The organism is Novosphingobium humi, from assembly GCF_028607105.1.
GTDB lineage: Bacteria > Pseudomonadota > Alphaproteobacteria > Sphingomonadales > Sphingomonadaceae > Novosphingobium > Novosphingobium humi.
On record NZ_CP117417.1, the window covers coordinates 577,275 to 595,639 of the forward strand.

At 65.1% G+C, this 18,365-nt stretch carries 13 protein-coding genes; 5 read left to right on the forward strand and 8 right to left on the reverse strand.

Annotated features, from left to right (window positions below):
* Positions 1-101 precede the first annotated feature (101 nt).
* From PQ457_RS02725 to PQ457_RS02735, 3 genes are read left to right on the forward strand one after another with little or no spacing between them, the layout of a single operon-like run.
* On the forward strand, positions 102-1,013 hold the full coding sequence (locus PQ457_RS02725) for an arginyltransferase (RefSeq protein ID WP_273618257.1): 912 nt from the start codon (positions 102-104) through the stop codon (positions 1,011-1,013).
* Positions 964-3,291 (forward strand): autotransporter assembly complex protein TamA, encoded by a 2,328-nt coding sequence (locus PQ457_RS02730; protein WP_273618258.1) that lies wholly within the window; start codon positions 964-966, stop codon positions 3,289-3,291. The genes PQ457_RS02725 and PQ457_RS02730 overlap by 50 nt, the downstream gene beginning before the upstream one ends.
* A complete protein-coding gene (locus PQ457_RS02735; protein ID WP_273618259.1) occupies positions 3,291-7,517 on the forward strand; it encodes a translocation/assembly module TamB domain-containing protein in 4,227 nt (1,408 codons plus the stop codon). The genes PQ457_RS02730 and PQ457_RS02735 overlap by 1 nt, the downstream gene beginning before the upstream one ends.
* 337 nt (positions 7,518-7,854) lie before the next feature.
* On the opposite strand, the gene glnA is transcribed toward PQ457_RS02735, so the two are convergent.
* The 6 genes from glnA to PQ457_RS02765 form a co-directional block, all read right to left on the reverse strand.
* Complete coding sequence (glnA, locus tag PQ457_RS02740) at positions 7,855-9,264, reverse strand: type I glutamate--ammonia ligase (protein ID WP_273619232.1); 1,410 nt, start codon at positions 9,262-9,264, stop codon at positions 7,855-7,857.
* A gap of 142 nt (positions 9,265-9,406) precedes the next feature.
* Complete coding sequence (locus tag PQ457_RS02745; protein WP_168605132.1) at positions 9,407-9,745, reverse strand: P-II family nitrogen regulator; 339 nt, start codon at positions 9,743-9,745, stop codon at positions 9,407-9,409.
* 340 nt (positions 9,746-10,085) lie between these two features.
* Complete coding sequence (argC, locus tag PQ457_RS02750; RefSeq protein ID WP_273618260.1) at positions 10,086-11,012, reverse strand: N-acetyl-gamma-glutamyl-phosphate reductase; 927 nt, start codon at positions 11,010-11,012, stop codon at positions 10,086-10,088.
* On the reverse strand, positions 11,009-11,299 hold the full coding sequence (locus PQ457_RS02755; RefSeq protein WP_273618261.1) for an SH3 domain-containing protein: 291 nt from the start codon (positions 11,297-11,299) through the stop codon (positions 11,009-11,011). The genes argC and PQ457_RS02755 overlap by 4 nt, the downstream gene beginning before the upstream one ends.
* A gap of 116 nt (positions 11,300-11,415) precedes the next feature.
* Positions 11,416-11,772 (reverse strand): hypothetical protein, encoded by a 357-nt coding sequence (locus tag PQ457_RS02760; protein WP_273618262.1) that lies wholly within the window; start codon positions 11,770-11,772, stop codon positions 11,416-11,418.
* Between the two features lie 50 nt (positions 11,773-11,822).
* Complete coding sequence (locus PQ457_RS02765; protein WP_273618263.1) at positions 11,823-13,256, reverse strand: leucyl aminopeptidase family protein; 1,434 nt, start codon at positions 13,254-13,256, stop codon at positions 11,823-11,825.
* A gap of 110 nt (positions 13,257-13,366) precedes the next feature.
* On the opposite strand from PQ457_RS02765, the gene PQ457_RS02770 reads away from it, so the two are divergent.
* Positions 13,367-14,194, forward strand: a complete 828-nt coding sequence (locus PQ457_RS02770) for a DUF4163 domain-containing protein (RefSeq protein ID WP_273618264.1) — start codon at positions 13,367-13,369, stop codon at positions 14,192-14,194.
* A 46-nt stretch (positions 14,195-14,240) separates the two neighbouring features.
* Positions 14,241-15,065, forward strand: a complete 825-nt coding sequence (gene map / locus PQ457_RS02775) for a type I methionyl aminopeptidase (protein ID WP_273618265.1) — start codon at positions 14,241-14,243, stop codon at positions 15,063-15,065.
* A gap of 56 nt (positions 15,066-15,121) precedes the next feature.
* On the opposite strand, the gene PQ457_RS02780 is transcribed toward map, so the two are convergent.
* Both PQ457_RS02780 and katG read right to left on the reverse strand, forming a co-directional pair.
* Entirely contained in the window at positions 15,122-15,898 is a 777-nt protein-coding gene (locus PQ457_RS02780) for a sulfite exporter TauE/SafE family protein (RefSeq protein WP_273618266.1), read from the reverse strand.
* A 202-nt stretch (positions 15,899-16,100) separates the two neighbouring features.
* Positions 16,101-18,287, reverse strand: a complete 2,187-nt coding sequence (katG, locus tag PQ457_RS02785; protein WP_273618267.1) for a catalase/peroxidase HPI — start codon at positions 18,285-18,287, stop codon at positions 16,101-16,103.
* Positions 18,288-18,365: the final 78 nt, after the last annotated feature.

Below are 18,365 nucleotides of genomic sequence, written 5' to 3' on the forward strand. Positions count from 1 at the left end.
GGGGCATAAAGTCGGCCCATGGCGCGCAATGACCGATAGCGGGAGCCAACCCGCAGGTTAATAAACACAGCGTCTTGGCCAGTTTAAGGATCGCAAAAACAGTGACCGCCCCCGTTCGCTTTCCCCGGTTTTTCGTGACGGCGCCCGCGCCATGCCCCTATCTGGCGGGCCGGACCGAACGCAAGGTGTTTACCGAACTCAAGGGCCCCCATGCCGATGCGCTCAACGATGCGCTGGGCCGCATCGGTTTCCGGCGCAGCCAGACGGTGGCCTATCGCCCCTCCTGCGTGGATTGCAGCGCCTGTGTTTCGGTGCGCGTGGTCACGGGCGAATTTGTCCCCAATTCGGCGCAGAAGAAGAACCTTAAACGCAACAGCGATCTGGTCGCCTCGGTTTGCCACCCATGGTCCACGGCCGAACAGTTCGCCTTGCTCCAGCGCTATCTTGCCGCACGCCACCCCGGCGGAGGCATGGCCACAATGGACGAGGTGGATTATGCGGATATGGTGGAACATACGCCGGTCACCAGCTATGTGATCGAGTATAGGGAGCCCTCGACCGGTTCTCAGCCGGGCCGTCTTGTGGGGGCCTGTCTGACGGACCGGCAGGGCGATGGGTTGTCGATGATCTATTCGTTCTATGACCCAGAACATGCGACACGGACCGGGCTTGGCAATTATATCATCCTTGATCACATCCGCAGGGCGGCCAGCGAGGGCCTGCCCTACGTGTATCTCGGCTATTGGGTCGATGGGTCCGAACGGATGCAATATAAGGTCCGCTATCGCCCGCTGGAAAAACTGGGGCGCGATGGATGGGTGCGCCTGTCCGATGATGAACAGGATGCGCTTATCCGCGCCACCGCAGGCCGCAGCGGGCATGCCGAACCGGCCCTGCGCGATCCTGTCGCCGAGGGGCGGGAAGAACGGCGCGCCGAGCCCGGAAAATTTGACGCGGGCAAATTTGTCGAGCGCGATCCGCAGGATCTGTGGAGCCGCAGCAGCCGGTTCTAAAACCGACTGGCTGGGCGGGGCCGCGCTGGCGCTGGTGCTGGCGGGCGGCGCGCCGCTGGCCGCGCAGCAGCGCCAGACCGACGATGACCTGCGCGCGTTGATCCCCGATGCCGCGCTGAAAGATCCCGAGGGCTGGGCCAAGGCGCAGGCAGCGAAGAAACCGGTGGCCAAAGAGGGCGCGTCTGATGCGCCGGCGTCTCCGGTGGCGGCGGCGGCACCATCGGCTGATTTGGCTGCGCTGATCCCCGATTCGCCGATGGATGCCATTGCCGGGCTCGACCTGCCCTGGCCCGAACCGGGCAAGGAGGAGGCCACGATCCCGATGCCCGCCGCTCTGGCCGCGCAGGAGGATGGCGAAATGCTGGCCGCCGCGATGGAGCGTGTGCCGCCTCCGGGCGCGGCGCGTCTGGCCGCGCGCAATCCGGCCGATGCCAAGGCGCAGGGCAAGGAGCAGGAGCGCGAGACCACGCTGGCCTCGGGCCGGGCGCGGCTGGTCTGGCCCGCCGATGCGGCCGCCATGCCCGAGCGCGAGGCGTTTGAGCGCCGTTTCCGCGATCTGTCCGCGCTGCAGGGGCTGGGCGCGCATGATGCCGATGCGGTGGCGCAATTGGTGGTGCGCGGCAGCAGCGACCGCAAGCTGCTGGAAAAGCTGTTGAAGGTCTATGGCTATTACGATGGCGAGGTGACGCAATCGCTGATCGGGCCGAATCCGGGCGCCGACGGCACGCCGGAGTCAGGCGCCGCCGGCGCCGCCGCGCCGCCCACCGGGGTGCGTTTCGATATGGATCCGGGCGCGCGCTATCACATCGGCGCGATCACCACCGGGCGGCTGGAGGATACAGGCAAGGATGCCGCGCGGCTGCGCGCCGCGCTGGCGATCAAGACCGGCGATCCTCTCGATATGGACGCGATCACGGCGGGCACGAATGATCTGGCCAAGGCGCTGGGTGAGGCGGGCTATCCTTTTGCCAAAGTGCCCCCGGCTTCGCTGACCATCGACCATGCCCGCGACGAGGGCGATGTCGATGTGGCGGTCGAACCGGGCGGGCAATATCGCTATGGCGCGATCACCTCGGCGCTGCCGCGGGTGATGTCGCCGAACCATCTGGGCGACATCGCGCGGTTCAAGCCCGGACAGGTGTGGAACCAGAAGGACGTTGAGGACCTGCGCCGCGCGGTGCTGGCCACGGGCCTTGTCGCGGGGGTCAATGTCACCCCGCGCGAAACCGCCCCGCCCCACGACGGCCAGCCCGGTGTGGTGGCGCTGGATGTGGCGATGAGCCGGGCGCCGGTCCACACCATTGCCGGCGAGATCGGTTATGACACCGGGCAGGGCGCGCGCGTCGGGGCCAGTTGGGAAAACCGCAACCTGTTCCCGCCCGAAGGCTCGCTGAAACTGCGCGGCGTGGTGGGCACCAACGAGCAATTGGCCGGGGCCACCTTCCGCCGCGCCAATTTCCTGGGCCGAGACCGGCAATTGACGGTCGATCTCTATGCCACGAACACCACGCTGGTCTCCTATGCCGCGCGCAAGGTGGCCTTTGCCACCAGCTATGAACGGCTGACCAACCTGTTGTTTCAAAAGCCCTGGACATGGTCGATGGGGCTGGAAGTCGAAGCCTCGGAGGAGCGCGAGGGCGTGCCGAGCGGCGTGACCACCGGGCGTATCCTGTATATCACCACCGCGCTGCCGCTGCGCGCGGGGATCGACAGCACCGACAATCTGCTCGACCCGACCAAGGGGCACCGCGCCTCGCTGCGCATTTCGCCCGAACAGAGCTGGGCGCGCGAAACGCAATCGCGCTATGCCCGCATTCAGGCCGATGCCAGCTTCTATCGCTCGTTCGACAAGGTTGTGCTGGCGTCCCGCGTGCGGCTGGGCACGATGCCGGGTTCCGACATCGACTATGTTGCGCCCTCTCGGCGGTTTTATGCGGGCGGCGGGGCCTCGATCCGGGGCTATGGCTATAATCTGGTCGGCCCGCGCAACGCTCTGGGCGAACCCAGGGGCGGGCGCTCGCTCTATGAATTCTCGATCGAGGCGCGGGTCAACACGCATTTCTTCGGCGGCGCGCTGCAACTGGTTCCCTTCCTTGACGCGGGCGGGGTCGAGGCGGGCACGGTGCCCAAATTCAACGACTGGCGCTATGGCGCGGGGTTGGGCATCCGCTATCGCACCGGCTTTGGCCCGATCCGCATTGACGCGGGCACGCCGCTCAACCCGCGCGCGGGGGACAGCCGGATCGGGGTCTATGTCGCACTGGGACAGGCGTTCTGATGGCGCAGGGGGCGGACATTCAGGATCAGGAACAGCCGCAGCCGGAAGCGCCGCAGCAGGACGCGCCCCGCGCGCGCGGCGGGCTGGGCTGGCGCAAATATGCGCTGGGCCTGCCGCTTGGGATTGTGGGCGGGGTGTTGACCTTGCTGGTCGGGCTGGATACGCCGGTGGGGCATCGCCTGATTGCCGACATCATCGCGGCCAATGAGCTGGACAACGGGCTGCGCGTCTCGATCGGGCGGATCGAGGGGTCGATCTATGGCCGGGCGCGGCTGTCGGGCATTGTGCTGCGTGATACGCATGGCATTTTCCTGCGCGCGGGCGAGGGCGTGTTCGACTGGCGCCCGATCAACTGGTTTTCTTCGGGGCTCGATATTCGCGAGGTGGTGCTGCGCCGCGCCACGTTGCAGCGCGTTCCCGAATTTCGCGCGACGGCGGCCGAAGCGCAATTATGGCCCGATTTCGATGTCCGGCTCGACCGGGTGGCGCTGGAAAAACTGGTGATTGCCAAGCCGGTGCTGGGGGTGGAGCGCCGGATCGATGCGCAGGGCAGCCTGCGCGTGGCCAAGGGCCTTGCCGCAATCCGGCTGAACGGCAGGCTGGGGGGCGAGGACCGGCTCTCGCTGGTGCTGGACGCGCAAAGGGCGCAGGATCGGTTTGCCCTCTCGCTGGACTATAACGCGCCCAAAAACGGGTTGCTGGCCGCGCTGACCCGCAGCCGCGCCGCGCGCGAGGTCCGCGCCGAGGGCCGTGGAAGCTGGAAGGTCTGGTCGGGCTGGGCCAAGGCGCAGCAGGACGGGCGCAATGCCGTGGCGGTCAATTTCGCCAACAGCGAGGGCGCGGTCCGTTTCGACGGCAAATTGTGGAGCGATCCGGTGCTCTCCGAAGGGCAGCGCCATACGCTGGGCGGCGGGGTGATCGCGCTGGCGGGCAAGGGCGTGGTGGCGGATCGGCGCTTTACCGGCGATCTGTCGGCCCGCGCGCCCAATCTGAGCGCGCAGGGCAAGGGCGTGCTGGATCTGAGGCGGCAGAGGTTTGTCGACTGGGTGCTCAATCTCAAGGGCGGGCCGCGCCTGCCTTTAGGCAAGGATGACGAATTTGCCGGGCTGGAGGCCCGCGCGCAGATGAACGGGGCCTTTGCCGCCCCGCGCGCGCATATTGTCGCCCGAACCGCCCGCTGGCGCAGCCAGACCACCGTGTTTGAGGGCATGACGGCCGATGGCAATTTGCGCCGCGAGGGTGCGCGCTGGGTCTTGCCCCTGCAATTGACCGCCGCGCAGATCCGCACCAAGGATGGCACGTTCGATCCCGAATTGCACCATGTCCGCGCGGCGGGAACGCTGGCGCTCGACGGGATGCGGCTGACCAGCCCGGACGTGGCGCTGGCCATTCCCCATGGCACTGCGCGGGCCAGCCTCAACGCCGATCTGGCGCGGGGTGACTGGGTGGTGCAGGGCAAGGCGGGGCTGCATGGCTGGCCGCTGTCGCTGGGGCCTGCCGATGCGCAGGGCCAGGTGCGGGTCAGCGGAGCGCGGGGCGCGCCATGGCGAGTCGCGGCCGATGTGACGGGCGCCATCGCCCAATTGAGCAGCCATAGTCTGGAAAATCTGACCGGCGGCGCCTTGCGCTTTGCCGGCCATGTCGATGTGGCGCAGGGCAACCATCTGGCCGTCACGCGCGGGCGCATCGATGCGCCTTCGTTGCAGATGGTGTTGGAGGGCGGGCGCGGCGGCGATGGCCGGATTGCGCTGAACGGGCGGGGGCAGCAGGAGCGCTATGGCAGCTTTGCCGGTGAATTGAGCATTGGCGATGATGGCCCGCGCGGGCAGGTCCGTTTGCAGGATCCGCTGCCGACGCTGGGCGTCAAGGATGTGCTGGTGGTGCTCACGCCGGAGGCCGAAGCGTTGCGGATCGAGGCGCGGGGCGATTCCACTGTCGGCCCCTTTACCGGCACAGCCGGTTTGATCGTGCCCAGAGGCGAAGGTCGCACGAGGCTGGAATTGCGCGATTTTCTCTTGTCCAGCACCCATGTCACCGGCTCGGTGATGCTCGATGACGATGGGGCTGACGGTCATCTGACGGTCTCGGGCGGCGGGGTGGCGGGGTTGATCGCGCTGGCGCCGCGCGGGGGCGGACAGAGCGTGGATGCCTCGCTGGACGCGCATAATGCCCATTTCGAGGGCGACCGCCCGCTGACCATTGCATCCGGGCGGCTCAAGGTCAGCGGACAATTGCTGAAACAGCATACGACCCTGTCGGCAGACCTGTTTGCGCAGGGGATCGGCAAGGGCAAGCTGTTCATCGGACGGCTGGGGCTGGCCGCGCGGCTCAACGATGGCAATGGCACGGTCAATGCCACGATGGGCGGGCGCAAGGGCAGCCGTTTCGACCTTCAGGTGAGCAGCGATATTGCGCCGGGCAAGGTTTCGGTGCTGGCCGGGGGCAGTTTTGCCGGGCAGAAGATCGCCATGCCGCGCCGCGCCCTGTTCACGGTGGAGAGCCGCGATGGAGCGCCGGGCGTATGGCGTCTGGCGCCCAGCCAGATCGATTTCGGCGGCGGGCGCGTGGTGGCGCAGGGCCTGATCGGCAATGGATCGACCGAGCTGGATCTGGGGCTGGTCTCGATGCCGCTGTCGCTGGCCGATGTGGTGGTGCCCGACATGGGCCTTGGCGGCAAAGTGTCGGGCAAGCTGACCTATGTGCAGCGGCGCGAGGCTCTGCCCGAGGGCGAGGCACGGGTGATCGTCAAGGGGCTGACGCGTTCGGGGCTGATGCTGACCTCGCGTCCGGTCGATGTGGCGGTGGTCACGCGGCTGGGCGCGCGGGCGCTCGATCTGCGCGCGGTGGCCAGCGAAGGCGGCGTGTCGCGCGGGCGGTTGCAGGCGCGGATCGATCAATTGGCCGATACCGGCGCGATCAATGAAAGATTGGGCGCAGGAAGGCTGGCGGCGCAGATGCGCTATGCCGGGCCTGCGGATGCGCTGTGGCGGTTGATGGCGCTGGATGCGTTTGACCTGTCGGGGCCGGTGGAGATCGCCGCGGATATGAGCGGGACGCTCGATGACCCCAGCATCCGCGGGTCGTTGGCGGGCAAGGGGATGCGGTTGCAGAGCGCGGCCTCGGGCACGGACATTGGCAATGTCGATGTCAAAGGCGATTTCGACGGCTCGGCGCTCAGCCTCAGCACGCTGTCGGGCGTGGCACCGGGCGGCGGGCTGGTGGCGGGCAGCGGCCGGGTCGATTTCGCCCAGATGGGGCCGGGGCGCGGGCCGTCCATCGACGTGGCGCTGGCGGCGCGGCGGGCGCAATTGATCTCGCGCCCCGATATGGCGCTGAGCGCAACGGGGCCGATACGCATCATGTCCGATGGCATGACCGGCACGATTGCCGGGCGCCTGTCGATTGATTCGGCGCGCTGGCGGCTGGGGCAGGCCAGTTCGGCGGCCGATCTGCCCAGCCTGCCCACGCGCGAGATCAACCGGCGCGCCGATATTGCGCCCGCCACCGAGCGCAATATGCCATGGCGGTTGATGGTCGATGCCTCGGGCGGGAATATCCGCCTGTCCGGGCTGGGGCTGAACAGCCTGTGGAACGCGGATGTCAAATTGCGCGGGGCCTTGCAGGAACCCTCCATCAGCGGAGCGGCGACGCTGGTCGAAGGCAGCTATGACTTTGCCAGCAAGCATTTCGACCTGACGCGCGGTCGGATCAGCTTTGACGGCTCGACCCCGGTTGACCCCAGGCTGGACATGGCCGCGAGCGCCACGGTCAACAATCTGACCGCCACGGTGACGGTGCGCGGCACATCGCTGCGGCCGGAAATCGCCTTTTCTTCGGTGCCTGCGCTGCCGGAAGAGGAGTTGCTCTCGCGCATCCTGTTCGGCGATTCGATCACCCAGATTTCGGCGCCAGAAGCGTTGCAATTGGGCGCGGCGCTGGCGGCGCTCCATGGCGGGGGTGGGCTTGACCCGATCAACAAGCTGCGCAGCGTGATCGGGCTGGACCGTCTGCGGTTTGTCTCGGCCGATGCCACCATCGGGCGGCAGACCGGCGTGGCCGTGGGCAAATATTTGGGAAGGCACATCTATGCCGAGATCGTGACCGACGGACGCGGCTATTCGGCCACCAATGTCGAGTTTCGTCTGACCAGTTGGCTGGCGCTGCTGGGCACGGTGGCGAGTACGGGGCGGCAGAGTGTGAACGCCAAGGTTTCGAAGGATTATTGATTTTTAAGGGAGGTTTATGCCTCCGGCGGGCAAAGGGCGGGGGCCCTTTGCAATCCCGTTACTGTCGGCGTTGTGAGAGAGGCGACCTTGGGTTTTGGGGGCAGCCTTTGAATTTTAAAGCCTGCGGCGCCGATCAGCGCTATTTCGCCGCGCCGCAGGCTTTCGTCCCAATTGCGTCCTTACGGCCATGCTGCCGACCATGCACAACCCCATTATCGGGATTGCAAAGGGCCCCCGCCCTTTGCCCGCCGGAGGCACAAACTTCCTATAAACCCCAAAAGAAAGGGCGCCCGGTTTCCCGGACGCCCCCTTTGTGCCTTGCAGCGATCCTGAAAAATCAGGCGCTGTAGTACATGTCGAACTCGACGGCCGACGGCGTGGTTTCCCAGCGCAGCACTTCGGGCCACTTGAGTTCGAGGTAGGAGTCGATCTGGTCCTTGGTGAACACGCCGCCTTCGAGGAGGAAGTCGTGGTCAGCAGCCAGCGAGTCCAGAGCTTCGCGGAGCGAACCGCAAACGGTGGGGACTTCGGCCAGTTCTTCGGGCGGCAGATCGTACAGGTTCTTGTCCATGGCTTCGCCGGGGTGGATCTTGTTCTTGATACCGTCAAGACCAGCCATCAACAGAGCGGCATAGCACAGGTAGGGGTTGGCCATCGCGTCGGGGAAGCGGAATTCAACGCGCTTCGCCTTGGTGCCGGCGCCGTAGGGGATGCGGCACGAGGCCGAACGGTTACGGGCCGAGTAGGCCAGCAGAACGGGGGCTTCATAGCCCGGCACCAGACGCTTGTAGCTGTTGGTGGTCGGGTTGGTGAAAGCGTTCAGGGCCTTGGCGTGCTTGATGACGCCGCCGATGAAGTACAGGCAGGTGTCCGACAGACCGGCGTAGCCGTTGCCGGCGAACGTGTTCTGACCCTTATCCCAGATCGAGATGTGGGTGTGCATGCCGCTGCCGTTGTCCTTCATGATCGGCTTGGGCATGAACGTGGCGGTCTTGCCATAGGCATTGGCGACCTGATGCACGACATACTTGTAGACCTGCATGCGGTCGGCGGTCTGCGTCAGCTTGCCGAAGGTCAGACCCAGCTCGTGCTGAGCGGAGGCCACTTCGTGGTGGTGCTTGTCGCAGGGCAGGCCCATGTCGATCATGGTGCTGACCATTTCGGCGCGGATATCGACCAGGCTGTCGACCGGGGCCACGGGGAAGTAGCCGCCCTTGGCGCGCGGACGGTGGGCAAGGTTGCCGCCTTCATAGGCCTTGTTCGAGTTGGTCGGCAGTTCGATGTCGTCGATCATGAAGCCGTTGCCGTTGTAGCCGTCGTAGAAGCGCACGTCGTCAAAGACGAAGAATTCGGCTTCGGGGCCGACATAGACGGTGTCGCCAAGGCCGGTCGACTGCACGAAGCCTTCGGCGCGCTTGGCGGTCGAACGCGGGTCGCGGGCATAGAGTTCGCCGGTCGAGGGTTCGACGATGTCGCAGACCAGGATCAGCATCGGGGTGGCCGAGAACGGATCGACATAGACAGCGTCGAGGTCGGGCTTGAGGATCATGTCCGACTCGTTGATGGCCTTCCAGCCTTCGATCGACGAACCGTCGAACATCAGGCCGTCTTCGAGTTCGCTTTCACCCAGGACCGAGGCGACCATGGTGAGGTGCTGCCACTTGCCCTTGGGGTCGGTGAAGCGCAGGTCGACCCACTCGATTTCCTCATCCTTGATCCGCGCAAGGATGTCTGCTGCAGTTGCCATTCCGATAGTTCTCCGCATTATGGCCGGGGTCGACAGGTTCTAACCACCGGCAAAGATTTCAAATTGCTTATGTAAGGCGCCCCGCCCCGTGATGCCTTTGCCCTGCGCCCGATCCCTGACGGGGCAGGGATCGGGCAAGGGATCAGACCGCGTCGTTGTCGCGTTCGCCGGTGCGGATACGCAGGGCGTTGTCGACGGGGATCACGAAGATCTTGCCGTCGCCGATGCGGCCGGTCTGGGCCGCGCCTGCGATGGCTTCGACCACGCGTGCGGCCAGATCGTCGGCCACAACCACCTCAAGCTTAACCTTGGGCAGGAAATCGACGACATATTCTGCGCCGCGATACAGTTCGGTGTGACCCTTCTGGCGGCCAAAACCCTTGGCCTCGGTCACGGTGATGCCGGACACGCCCACTTCGTGCAGCGCTTCCTTAACCTCATCCAGCTTGAACGGCTTGATGATCGCCTCGATCTTTTTCACGCCTGCACCATCCCTCATTGGCGGGGCCAAAGCGGCCACCGCAGTGCGCAATTACGCCAGCATCCAAGCCGCGATGGCCGGACCTGCTGCGGTTGACGCTGGTAAGGATCTAACAAGATTCGTGCCAGAGTCGATTGGGAAGGGATAGGACAAAGGAAGCCTGAGGAAAACCTCTGAAATGCGGCTTTGTGCGAAAGATTTTCCGGAAAACCGGGGGTGTGCGGGCAGGATAATGACTCAAACCGCCAATTTTGCGATCATTTTTTAGGCAGCACTGCCTACATTTTGAGCATGGCGGTAAAAGGGGCTCTTTCGCGCCGGAAAGAGCCCCCAAAAGGGATCAGAGCGCAAGCCCCGCCGTTTCGGGCAGACCCGCCATCAGGTTGAGGCTTTGCACCGCAGCGCCGCTCGCGCCCTTGCCCAGATTGTCGAGCACGGCGACAAGACGCGCCTGCGTGCCGTCGGCGCTGCCGAAAACATGCAGCGTGAGCGCGTCGGAAGGCGCCATCGAGGCCCGCAGCAGCATTTCGGCAGGCAAGCCCGCCTCGGCCACGCGCACGATCGAGCCGCCTGCATAAAACGCGGCCAGCCCTTCGCGCAGTGCATCGACCGAAGCCGCGCCGGGGATCGCGGCCAGAGGCAGCGGCACCTCGACCCACATGCCGCGATGGGCCGGGATCACGCTGGGGGCAAAGACCGGCGCATGGGCAAGCCCGGCATAGCGCGTCATTTCGGGCACATGCTTGTGCCCCATGCCCAGACCATAGGCACGAAAGGCGATGTCGCGGTCTTCTTCAAACCGCTCGATCAGCGCCTTGCCGCCGCCCGAATAGCCCGACACGGCATTGACCGTATAGGGCCAATCGGCAGGCAGCAGTCCGGCGCGCACCAGCGGCGCGATCAGCGCGATAAAGCCGGTGGGATAGCAGCCCGGATTGGCGACGCGATTCGCCCCCGCCACCGCATCGCGCCCGACGATCTCGGGAAAGCCATAGGTCCAGCCCGGCGTCACGCGATGGGCGGTGCTGGCGTCAATGATGCGCACCTTGGACCCCTGCGCCATCTCGACGGCTTCGCGCGCGGCGTCATCATGCAGGCACAGGATCGCGAAATCGGCGGTGTGCAGCGCTTCCTTGCGCGCGCTGCTGTCCTTGCGGCGTGTGTCATCCAGAATGATCAGGTCGAATTCCGACCGCCCGCCCAGCCGGTCGGCGATTTCCAGACCCGTGGTGCCCGCCGCACCATCGATGAACACGCTCAGGCTCATGCCAGTTTCTCCAGTTGATCGGCGGCAATATAGCCGACCATGCCGCCGGGAATCTCGCCCCAGGCATGGCCGCCCGCCAGATCCAGCACATCAAATTGCGCGCCCGCATTCAGGCTGGCGATGGCCTCGCCCTCAGGAGCGCGCAAAACCTTGGTTTCGCCCATCGCGCGATGCGGCATAGGCACCACATAATGCGGCACAAACACTTGCCCTGCCAGACGAATATGCGCAACATCGCCGCGCACGGGCACGCGGGCCGGATCGGGTTTCGCCGCAGGGCCGCTCAATGCGAAAGAAGCGCCCAAAGCCGGAACCTGATTTTCAAACATAGACAAACTCGCCTGCCCCCGACACGGAAAGGCGGGCGCTTAGCCGGAAGGCGCGGTTTTCGCAAGTTTTGCGCTCATTCTGTCCGAGCTAGATGCAAAAGTGCAAATTGCGTGCAGAGATTGACGATGGCTGAGACCAGCCACAGGAAATAGCCTGAGCGATAGCCGTCAATGTCACCTGTAATGCCCCCTTCATTGACCATGACAACGGGGAAAAGCCAAGGAAGCAGGCAGAAACCTAAGGCGATGACGGCCAGCGCAACGGCTGAACTGTTTCGCCCATTCCACCCCATTACCCATGAAACCATAAGGGTTGGGTTCGCCCACCAGCCCATATTAGCGGAGGCCGCGAAGGGAGCCATCCAGCCAAATAACAACAGGCTATAGGCAGGCCACCCTGAACAATTATAGCCAGTACAGATGGCCTGCATGGGCAGGCATGCCAGAAATAGTACAGGGCTCATCAAAAGTAGTAAGCGCTTCACCCAAACCGCGCCCGCACCATCGCCCATGCCGCGCGCAGGCCCAGTGCATCGCCGCCCTTGGGGCGTCCGGGCTTGGGCGTAGGGCGCCATGCGAAAGTGTCGAAATGCGCCCAGTCGATGCCTTCGCCCACAAAGCGGTCGAGGAAGAGCGCGGCGACGCTGGCCCCGGCAAAGCCGCCTGCGGGGGCGTTGTTCATGTCGGCAATGTCGGATTTCAGCCATTCACGATAGCCGTCATACAATGGCAGCCGCCAGACCGGATCATCGCAGGCCAATCCGGCATCGAGCAGAGCCTGCGCCGTACCGTCGGTCCTCGCAAACATCGCAGGCAGGTCCGGCCCCAGCGCCACCCGCGCCGCGCCCGTCAGCGTGGCGAAATCGAGGATCAGATCCGGCTTGCCCTCGCTGGCCCGCGTCAAGGCATCGCCAAGGATCAGGCGCCCCTCGGCATCGGTATTGCCGATTTCCACCGAAATGCCCGCCCTGCTGCGCAGCACGTCGCCGGGGCGGAACGACCCGCCCGATACCGCATTCTCCACCGCCGGGATCAGCAGATGCAGCCGCACCTTCAGCCCGGCCTCCATCACCAGCCGCGCAAGGGCGAGGGCATGGGCCGCCCCGCCCATATCCTTCTTCATAATCAGCATCGCGCTGGACGGCTTGATATCCAGCCCGCCCGAATCGAAACACACGCCCTTGCCGACAATGGCCAGACGCGGGGCTTTCTCATCGCCCCATTCGATCTCGATCATGCGCGGCGAGTGGGATCGCGCGGCGGCGCGGCCCACCATATGGACCATCGGAAAATCATGCTCCAGCGCCTCGCCGCGGGTGACGCGGATCGTGGCGCGATGGGCCTTGGCCAGCATTTCGGCCTCATGCTCCAACTCGGCCGGGCCCAGATGTTCGGCGGGCGTATTGACCAGATCGCGCACCAGCGCCACCGCCCCCACCTCGGCCAGAGCGGGGGCGATGGCCTTGACCTCGCCGGTCAGCAGGATACGCGGCGCTTCGCCATTGCCGTCCTGACGATAGCGGTCATAGCGATATTGCCCCAGCGCCCAGCCGATGAAGGCGGCACCGGCGCTGCACGGACCGGCAGGCACAAGGCGATAGAAACCGCCCGGCAGAACATCGCCCAATTTGCCAAGGCACCAACTGCCCAGCACATCGAGGCGCGCCACGCCCGCCGCCACGGCAAAGCCGTCGCCATCGGGGATGACCGCATGGCTGCCCGCCTCGCCCTTGAACTTCTGCCCGGCCAAAGCGGCGCGCTGCGCCGGCGTTCGGCCTTTGAGCCATTCCTCATAGGAAGCCTTGTCCACCAGATGGATGGGCGTTGCGGCCTGCTGGCGGTCGGGCTGGACCAGATCCGGTTGATTCTGACCATAATGCGAAGGGTCGGCGGAGGCGGTGTGGGTCTTGGACATGGCCCCTTATGGACCCAGCCGGGGGCGCGCTTCAATCCAGATAATCATCCAGCTTGCATGGGGGCGGGGGCGCTCTATCCTTGGGCGCGAATGGCATGGAGTTGGCAGGCATGATCAAGGCTCGGGCGATTGTGACGGCAGGACCGGTCCTGTCTCTTGCCCTTTTCGCGGCGGCCTGCGGCGGGGCGGGCGATGCGCCCTCGCAAGGCGCCAGTGCCGCCTCGGGCGCCGTGCCGACCCATGCCGCGCCGTCCAGCCCGATTCCGGGCGAGGCACGCAAGGTCAAGATCGCCAATGACTTCTTTGAATTCGACTACAGCTATCCTGCGGCGGCGGCGGGCATACCGGGCCTGAAAAACTGGCTGGAGGCCGATATGCGCCAGCAACAGTCGCGGCTGGCCAAGGAGGCGCGCGCGGCGGCCAAGGAGGCCAAGACCGACAATTTCCCTTTCCGTCCATGGGCCATTGGCGTGGAATGGAAAGTGGTCACCGATCTGCCCGGTTGGCTCAGCCTGTCGGCCACGATTTTTGAGGATTCGGGCGGCGCGCATCCCAACCATGGCTATCGCGCGCTGCTCTGGGACAAGGCGGCGGGGCAGCAGCGCAAGGCCGAGGATCTGTTCACCGGCAAGGCGGCGCTTTCGGCCGCGATCCGCGAGCCTTTCTGCGCGATGCTCGACAAGGAACGGGCCAAGCGGCGCGGCGAACCGGTGGTGCGTTCGGGCGAATGGCCCAACAATTGTATCGACCCGGTCGCCTCCACGCTCATTCTGGGCAGCAGCGATCGCGCGCATTTCAACCGCATCGGCATTCTGGTCGGCCCCTATGAGGCCGGGGCCTATGCCGAGGGGGATTATGAGATCACGTTGCCCGTGGATGCGCGGGTGATGGCGGCGGTGCGCCCTGAATATCGCGACAGTTTCGCTTTGGGCAAATGAGCCTGCGCCCTCTGTCAATTTTCGCGTTTGGCGCTATATAAGAGGCATGACACAATATCAGATCGTCGCTGATGGCGACACCGTGCTGCGCGACGGCACGATCAAGCTGCATGGTCCCGCCGCGTTTGAAGGGATGCGCCGCGCCGGTCGTCTGGCCGCCGAAATTCTTGACGCGCTGACCGAGGTGGTCAAGCCCGGCGTCACAACGGGCGAAATCGACGACATCGTGCGCCAGATGACGCTGGATGGCGGGGCGGTTCCGGCCACACTGGGCTATCGCGGCTTTGCGCATAGCTGCTGCACCTCGATCAACCATGTGATCTGCCATGGCATTCCGGGCGACAAGGTGTTGAAGGACGGCGATATCGTCAACATCGACGTGACCCCGCTGCTCGACGGATGGCATGGCGATTCCAGCCGTATGTATCTGGTGGGCGATGTGCCGTTGAAGGCGCGGCGGTTGGTCGATGTGACCTATGAATGCCTGATGATCGGCGTGGAGATGGCGCGTCCGGGCGTGCGTCTGGGCGATATCGGCCATGCGATCCAGCGTCATGCCGAGGCGCATCGTTACGGCGTGGTGCGCGACTTCTGCGGCCATGGCCTTGGCCGCCTGTTCCATGATTCGCCCGAGGTGGTGCATGTCGGCATGCCGGGCACCGGGCCGGAATTGAAGCCGGGCATGTTCTTCACCATCGAACCGATGATCAATTTGGGCAAGCCGGGGGTCAAGATGCTCGACGACGGCTGGACGGCGGTGACGCGCGATCGCTCGCTTTCAGCCCAGTTCGAACATTCGATCGGCATTACCGAGGATGGCTGCGAGATCTTCACCCTCAGCCCCAAGGGCTTGCACAAGCCGCCCTATTGAGCGGTGTGAGCCGGAATGCAAAAGGGGGCGGGCCAGCGATGGCGCCGCCCCCTTTTTTACGCCAACGCCTTATAGATCGCAAAGGAACTGGTGGCCATCAGCACGATGCTGACCATGATCAGCAGATGTCTGGGCGCGATGCGCTTGGCAAACCAGGCGCCAAAGGGCGCGGCCAGCAGCCCCCCCACCAGCAGGCCGCCGGTAACGGTGGTGAAGGCGGCAAAGCCGGAATTGAAGATAAAGGTGGCCGATACCGCGAAGGTCAGCACGAATTCGGCGGTGTTGACTGTGCCCACCGTCTTGCGCGGATCGGTGCCTTGCAGCAGCAGGTTGGAGGTAACGACCGGCCCCCAGCCGCCCCCGCCCGACGCATCGAGAAAGCCCCCGATCAGCCCCAGCGGCATGGTGATGCGCGCCTCGTCATGCAGCTTTTCCGAAGGGTAGTGAAAGGCCTTGTAGAACAGGTAAAGCCCGATCAGCGCCAGATAGGCCATCACGAAAGGCCGCGCCACCGAAGCATCAATATGCGACAGCACCGTGGCCCCCGCCACACCGCCGATCACCCCCGGCACGGCAAGCCGTCCGAACAATTTCCAGTCCACATTGCGATGCAGGATATGGCTGAGCCCCGAGGCGCCCGTGGTGAAGAATTCGACCAGATGCACCCCCGCGCTGGCCCGCGCGGGCGGCACGCCCATCGCGCTGACCAGCAGCGTGGAGGAGATCACGCCAAAGGCCATGCCCAGCGCGCCATCCACCAATTGCGCGGCAAAACCGATGCCGATGTAGGGCAGAAGCGCTTCAAGGCTGAAAGAGGCGAGGCTGAGGGACACGAGAGGCTCTCTTCTGTCTGCAAGGCGTTATTGGCGCCGGACCCGATGCAGACCAGATTAGCGCGGCTCTTGCAGCAAAGAAATTCTATCGAAGTGGTGGAGATTGTGATTTTCAGGCAAAACCCCTCTTCCGGCTGTGCCGAAAGAGGGGCGCGGGAACCGGCCGTGAGGGGATTGAACCGGCCCCTTGTTTAAGAACCTATCAGAGATCGAAGCGGTCGGCTTCCATCACTTTGGTCCATGTTTTGGCGAAATCGGCGACGAATCTCGCCATCGCATCATCGGCGGCGTAATATTCGGCCAGCGCCCGCAATTGCGCGTTCGAGCCAAAGATCAGATCGACCCGGCTGCCTTCAAGCGCTGCCTTGCCGGTGGCGCGGTCATGGCCGGTGAAGCTGCCATCCTCGTTCTGTTTCCACACCAGCGCGGTGGTCGCGCCCAGCAGATTGCGGAAGAAGTCATTGGTCAGCACGCCCACCCGGTCGGTGAACACGCCCAGCTTTGAACCCGCGCTGTTGGCGCCCAGCACGCGCAGGCCGCCCACCAGCACCGTCATCTCCGGCGCGGTCAGGCCAAGCAATTGCGCGCGGTCCACCAGCAGTTCCTCTTCCGAACGCGCCAGCGCACCGGAACGGAAATTGCGGAAGCCATCGACCTTCGGCTCCAGCACGGCAAAGCTTTCCGCATCGGTCTGCTCGGCCGTGGCGTCGGTGCGGCCCGGATGGAACGGGATCGAGAGATCGACCCCGGCCGCCTTGGCCGCCGCCTCGACCGCCGCATCACCGCCCAGCACGATCAGATCGGCAAGGCTGACCTTCTTGGGCGCATGGGCCGCGTCGAACCCGGCCTTGATCGCGGCATAGACCGCGAGCGCCTTGGCCAGTTCGGCCGGATCATTGACCGCCCAGTCGCGCTGGGGCGCCAGAGCGATGCGCGCGCCATTGGCGCCACCGCGCCGGTCCGACCCGCGATAGGTGCTGGCCGAGGCCCATGCCGTGGCCACCAGCCGCCCGATGGACAGGCCCGAATCCAGAACCTGCGCCTTGAGCGCGGCCACATCGGCGGCATCGACCAGCGGATGATCGACCGGCGGCACCGGGTCCATCCAGATGCGCGGCTCGGCCGGCACCTCGGCGCCGCGATAACGCGTGATCGGCCCCATGTCGCGGTGGGTCAGCTTGAACCATGCCTCGGCAAAGGCCTTGGCCAGTTGGTCGGGGTTCTTGTGGAAGTTTTCGCTGATGGTGCGATAGGCCGGATCGGTGATGAGCGCGATGTCGCTGGTGAACATGATCGGCGCGTGGCGTTTGGCCGGGTCATGCGCGTCGGGCACGGTGTCTGCGCCCGCATCGCCCTTGGGCTTCCACTGGTGCGCTCCGGCCGGGCTCTTGGTCAATTCCCATTCATAGCCCAACAGCGTGTCGAAATAGCCATTGTCCCATTGGGTGGGGTTGGGCGTCCATGCGCCTTCCAGACCGCTGGTGATGGTGTCGGCGCCGCGCCCGGTGCCATGGCTGCTGATCCAGCCCAGGCCCTGCGCGGTGATGTCGGCGGCCTCGGGGTCGGGGCCGACAAGGGCCGCGTCGCCCGCGCCATGCGCCTTGCCGAATGTGTGCCCCCCCGCGATCAGCGCGACGGTTTCGGTGTCATCCATCGCCATGCGGGCGAAAGTCTCGCGGATGTCGCGCGCGCTGGCCAGCGGATCGGGCGTGCCGTTGGGGCCTTCGGGGTTCACATAGATGAGGCCCATCTGCACCGCGGCCAGCGGGCTTTCCAGTTCACGGTCGCCGCTATAGCGTTCGTCGTCCAGCCACTTGGCCTCGCGGCCCCAATAGACGTCGTCTTCCGGCTCCCAGATGTCCTCGCGCCCGCCGCCAAAGCCCACCGTGAGCAGGCCCATCGATTCCAGCGCGCAATTGCCGGTCAGGATCATCAGATCGGCCCAGCTCAAGGCCTCGCCATATTTCTGCTTGATCGGCCAGAGCAGCAGGCGCGCCTTGTCGAGGTTAACATTGTCGGGCCATGCGTTGAGCGGGGCAAAGCGCTGGTTGCCGGTCGAGGCCCCGCCGCGCCCGTCAAAGGTGCGATAGGTGCCTGCGCTGTGCCATGCCATACGGATGAAGAGCGGGCCGTAATGGCCGTAATCGGCGGGCCACCAGTCCTGCGATCGGGTCATCAGGGCCTTGATGTCGGCCTTGACGGCGTTCAGATCGAGCGCGGCAAAGGCCTGCGCATAGGAGCTTTGTCCCTTGGGGGCGACCTTTTCGCTGTGCTGCGAGAGGACTTTCAGGTTCAGCCGGTTGGGCCACCACATGTCATTGGTGAGCGCGGCCACAACGGCGGTGCGGCTGGCTTTCGCGTGGAAAGGGCATTTCGATTCAGCATTCATGGTGCATCCCCTTTGGTGTGCCTGATGGCCAAGAACTATCCCATGGTAACTTATCGGTGAAATGGTGTGATTGTATCA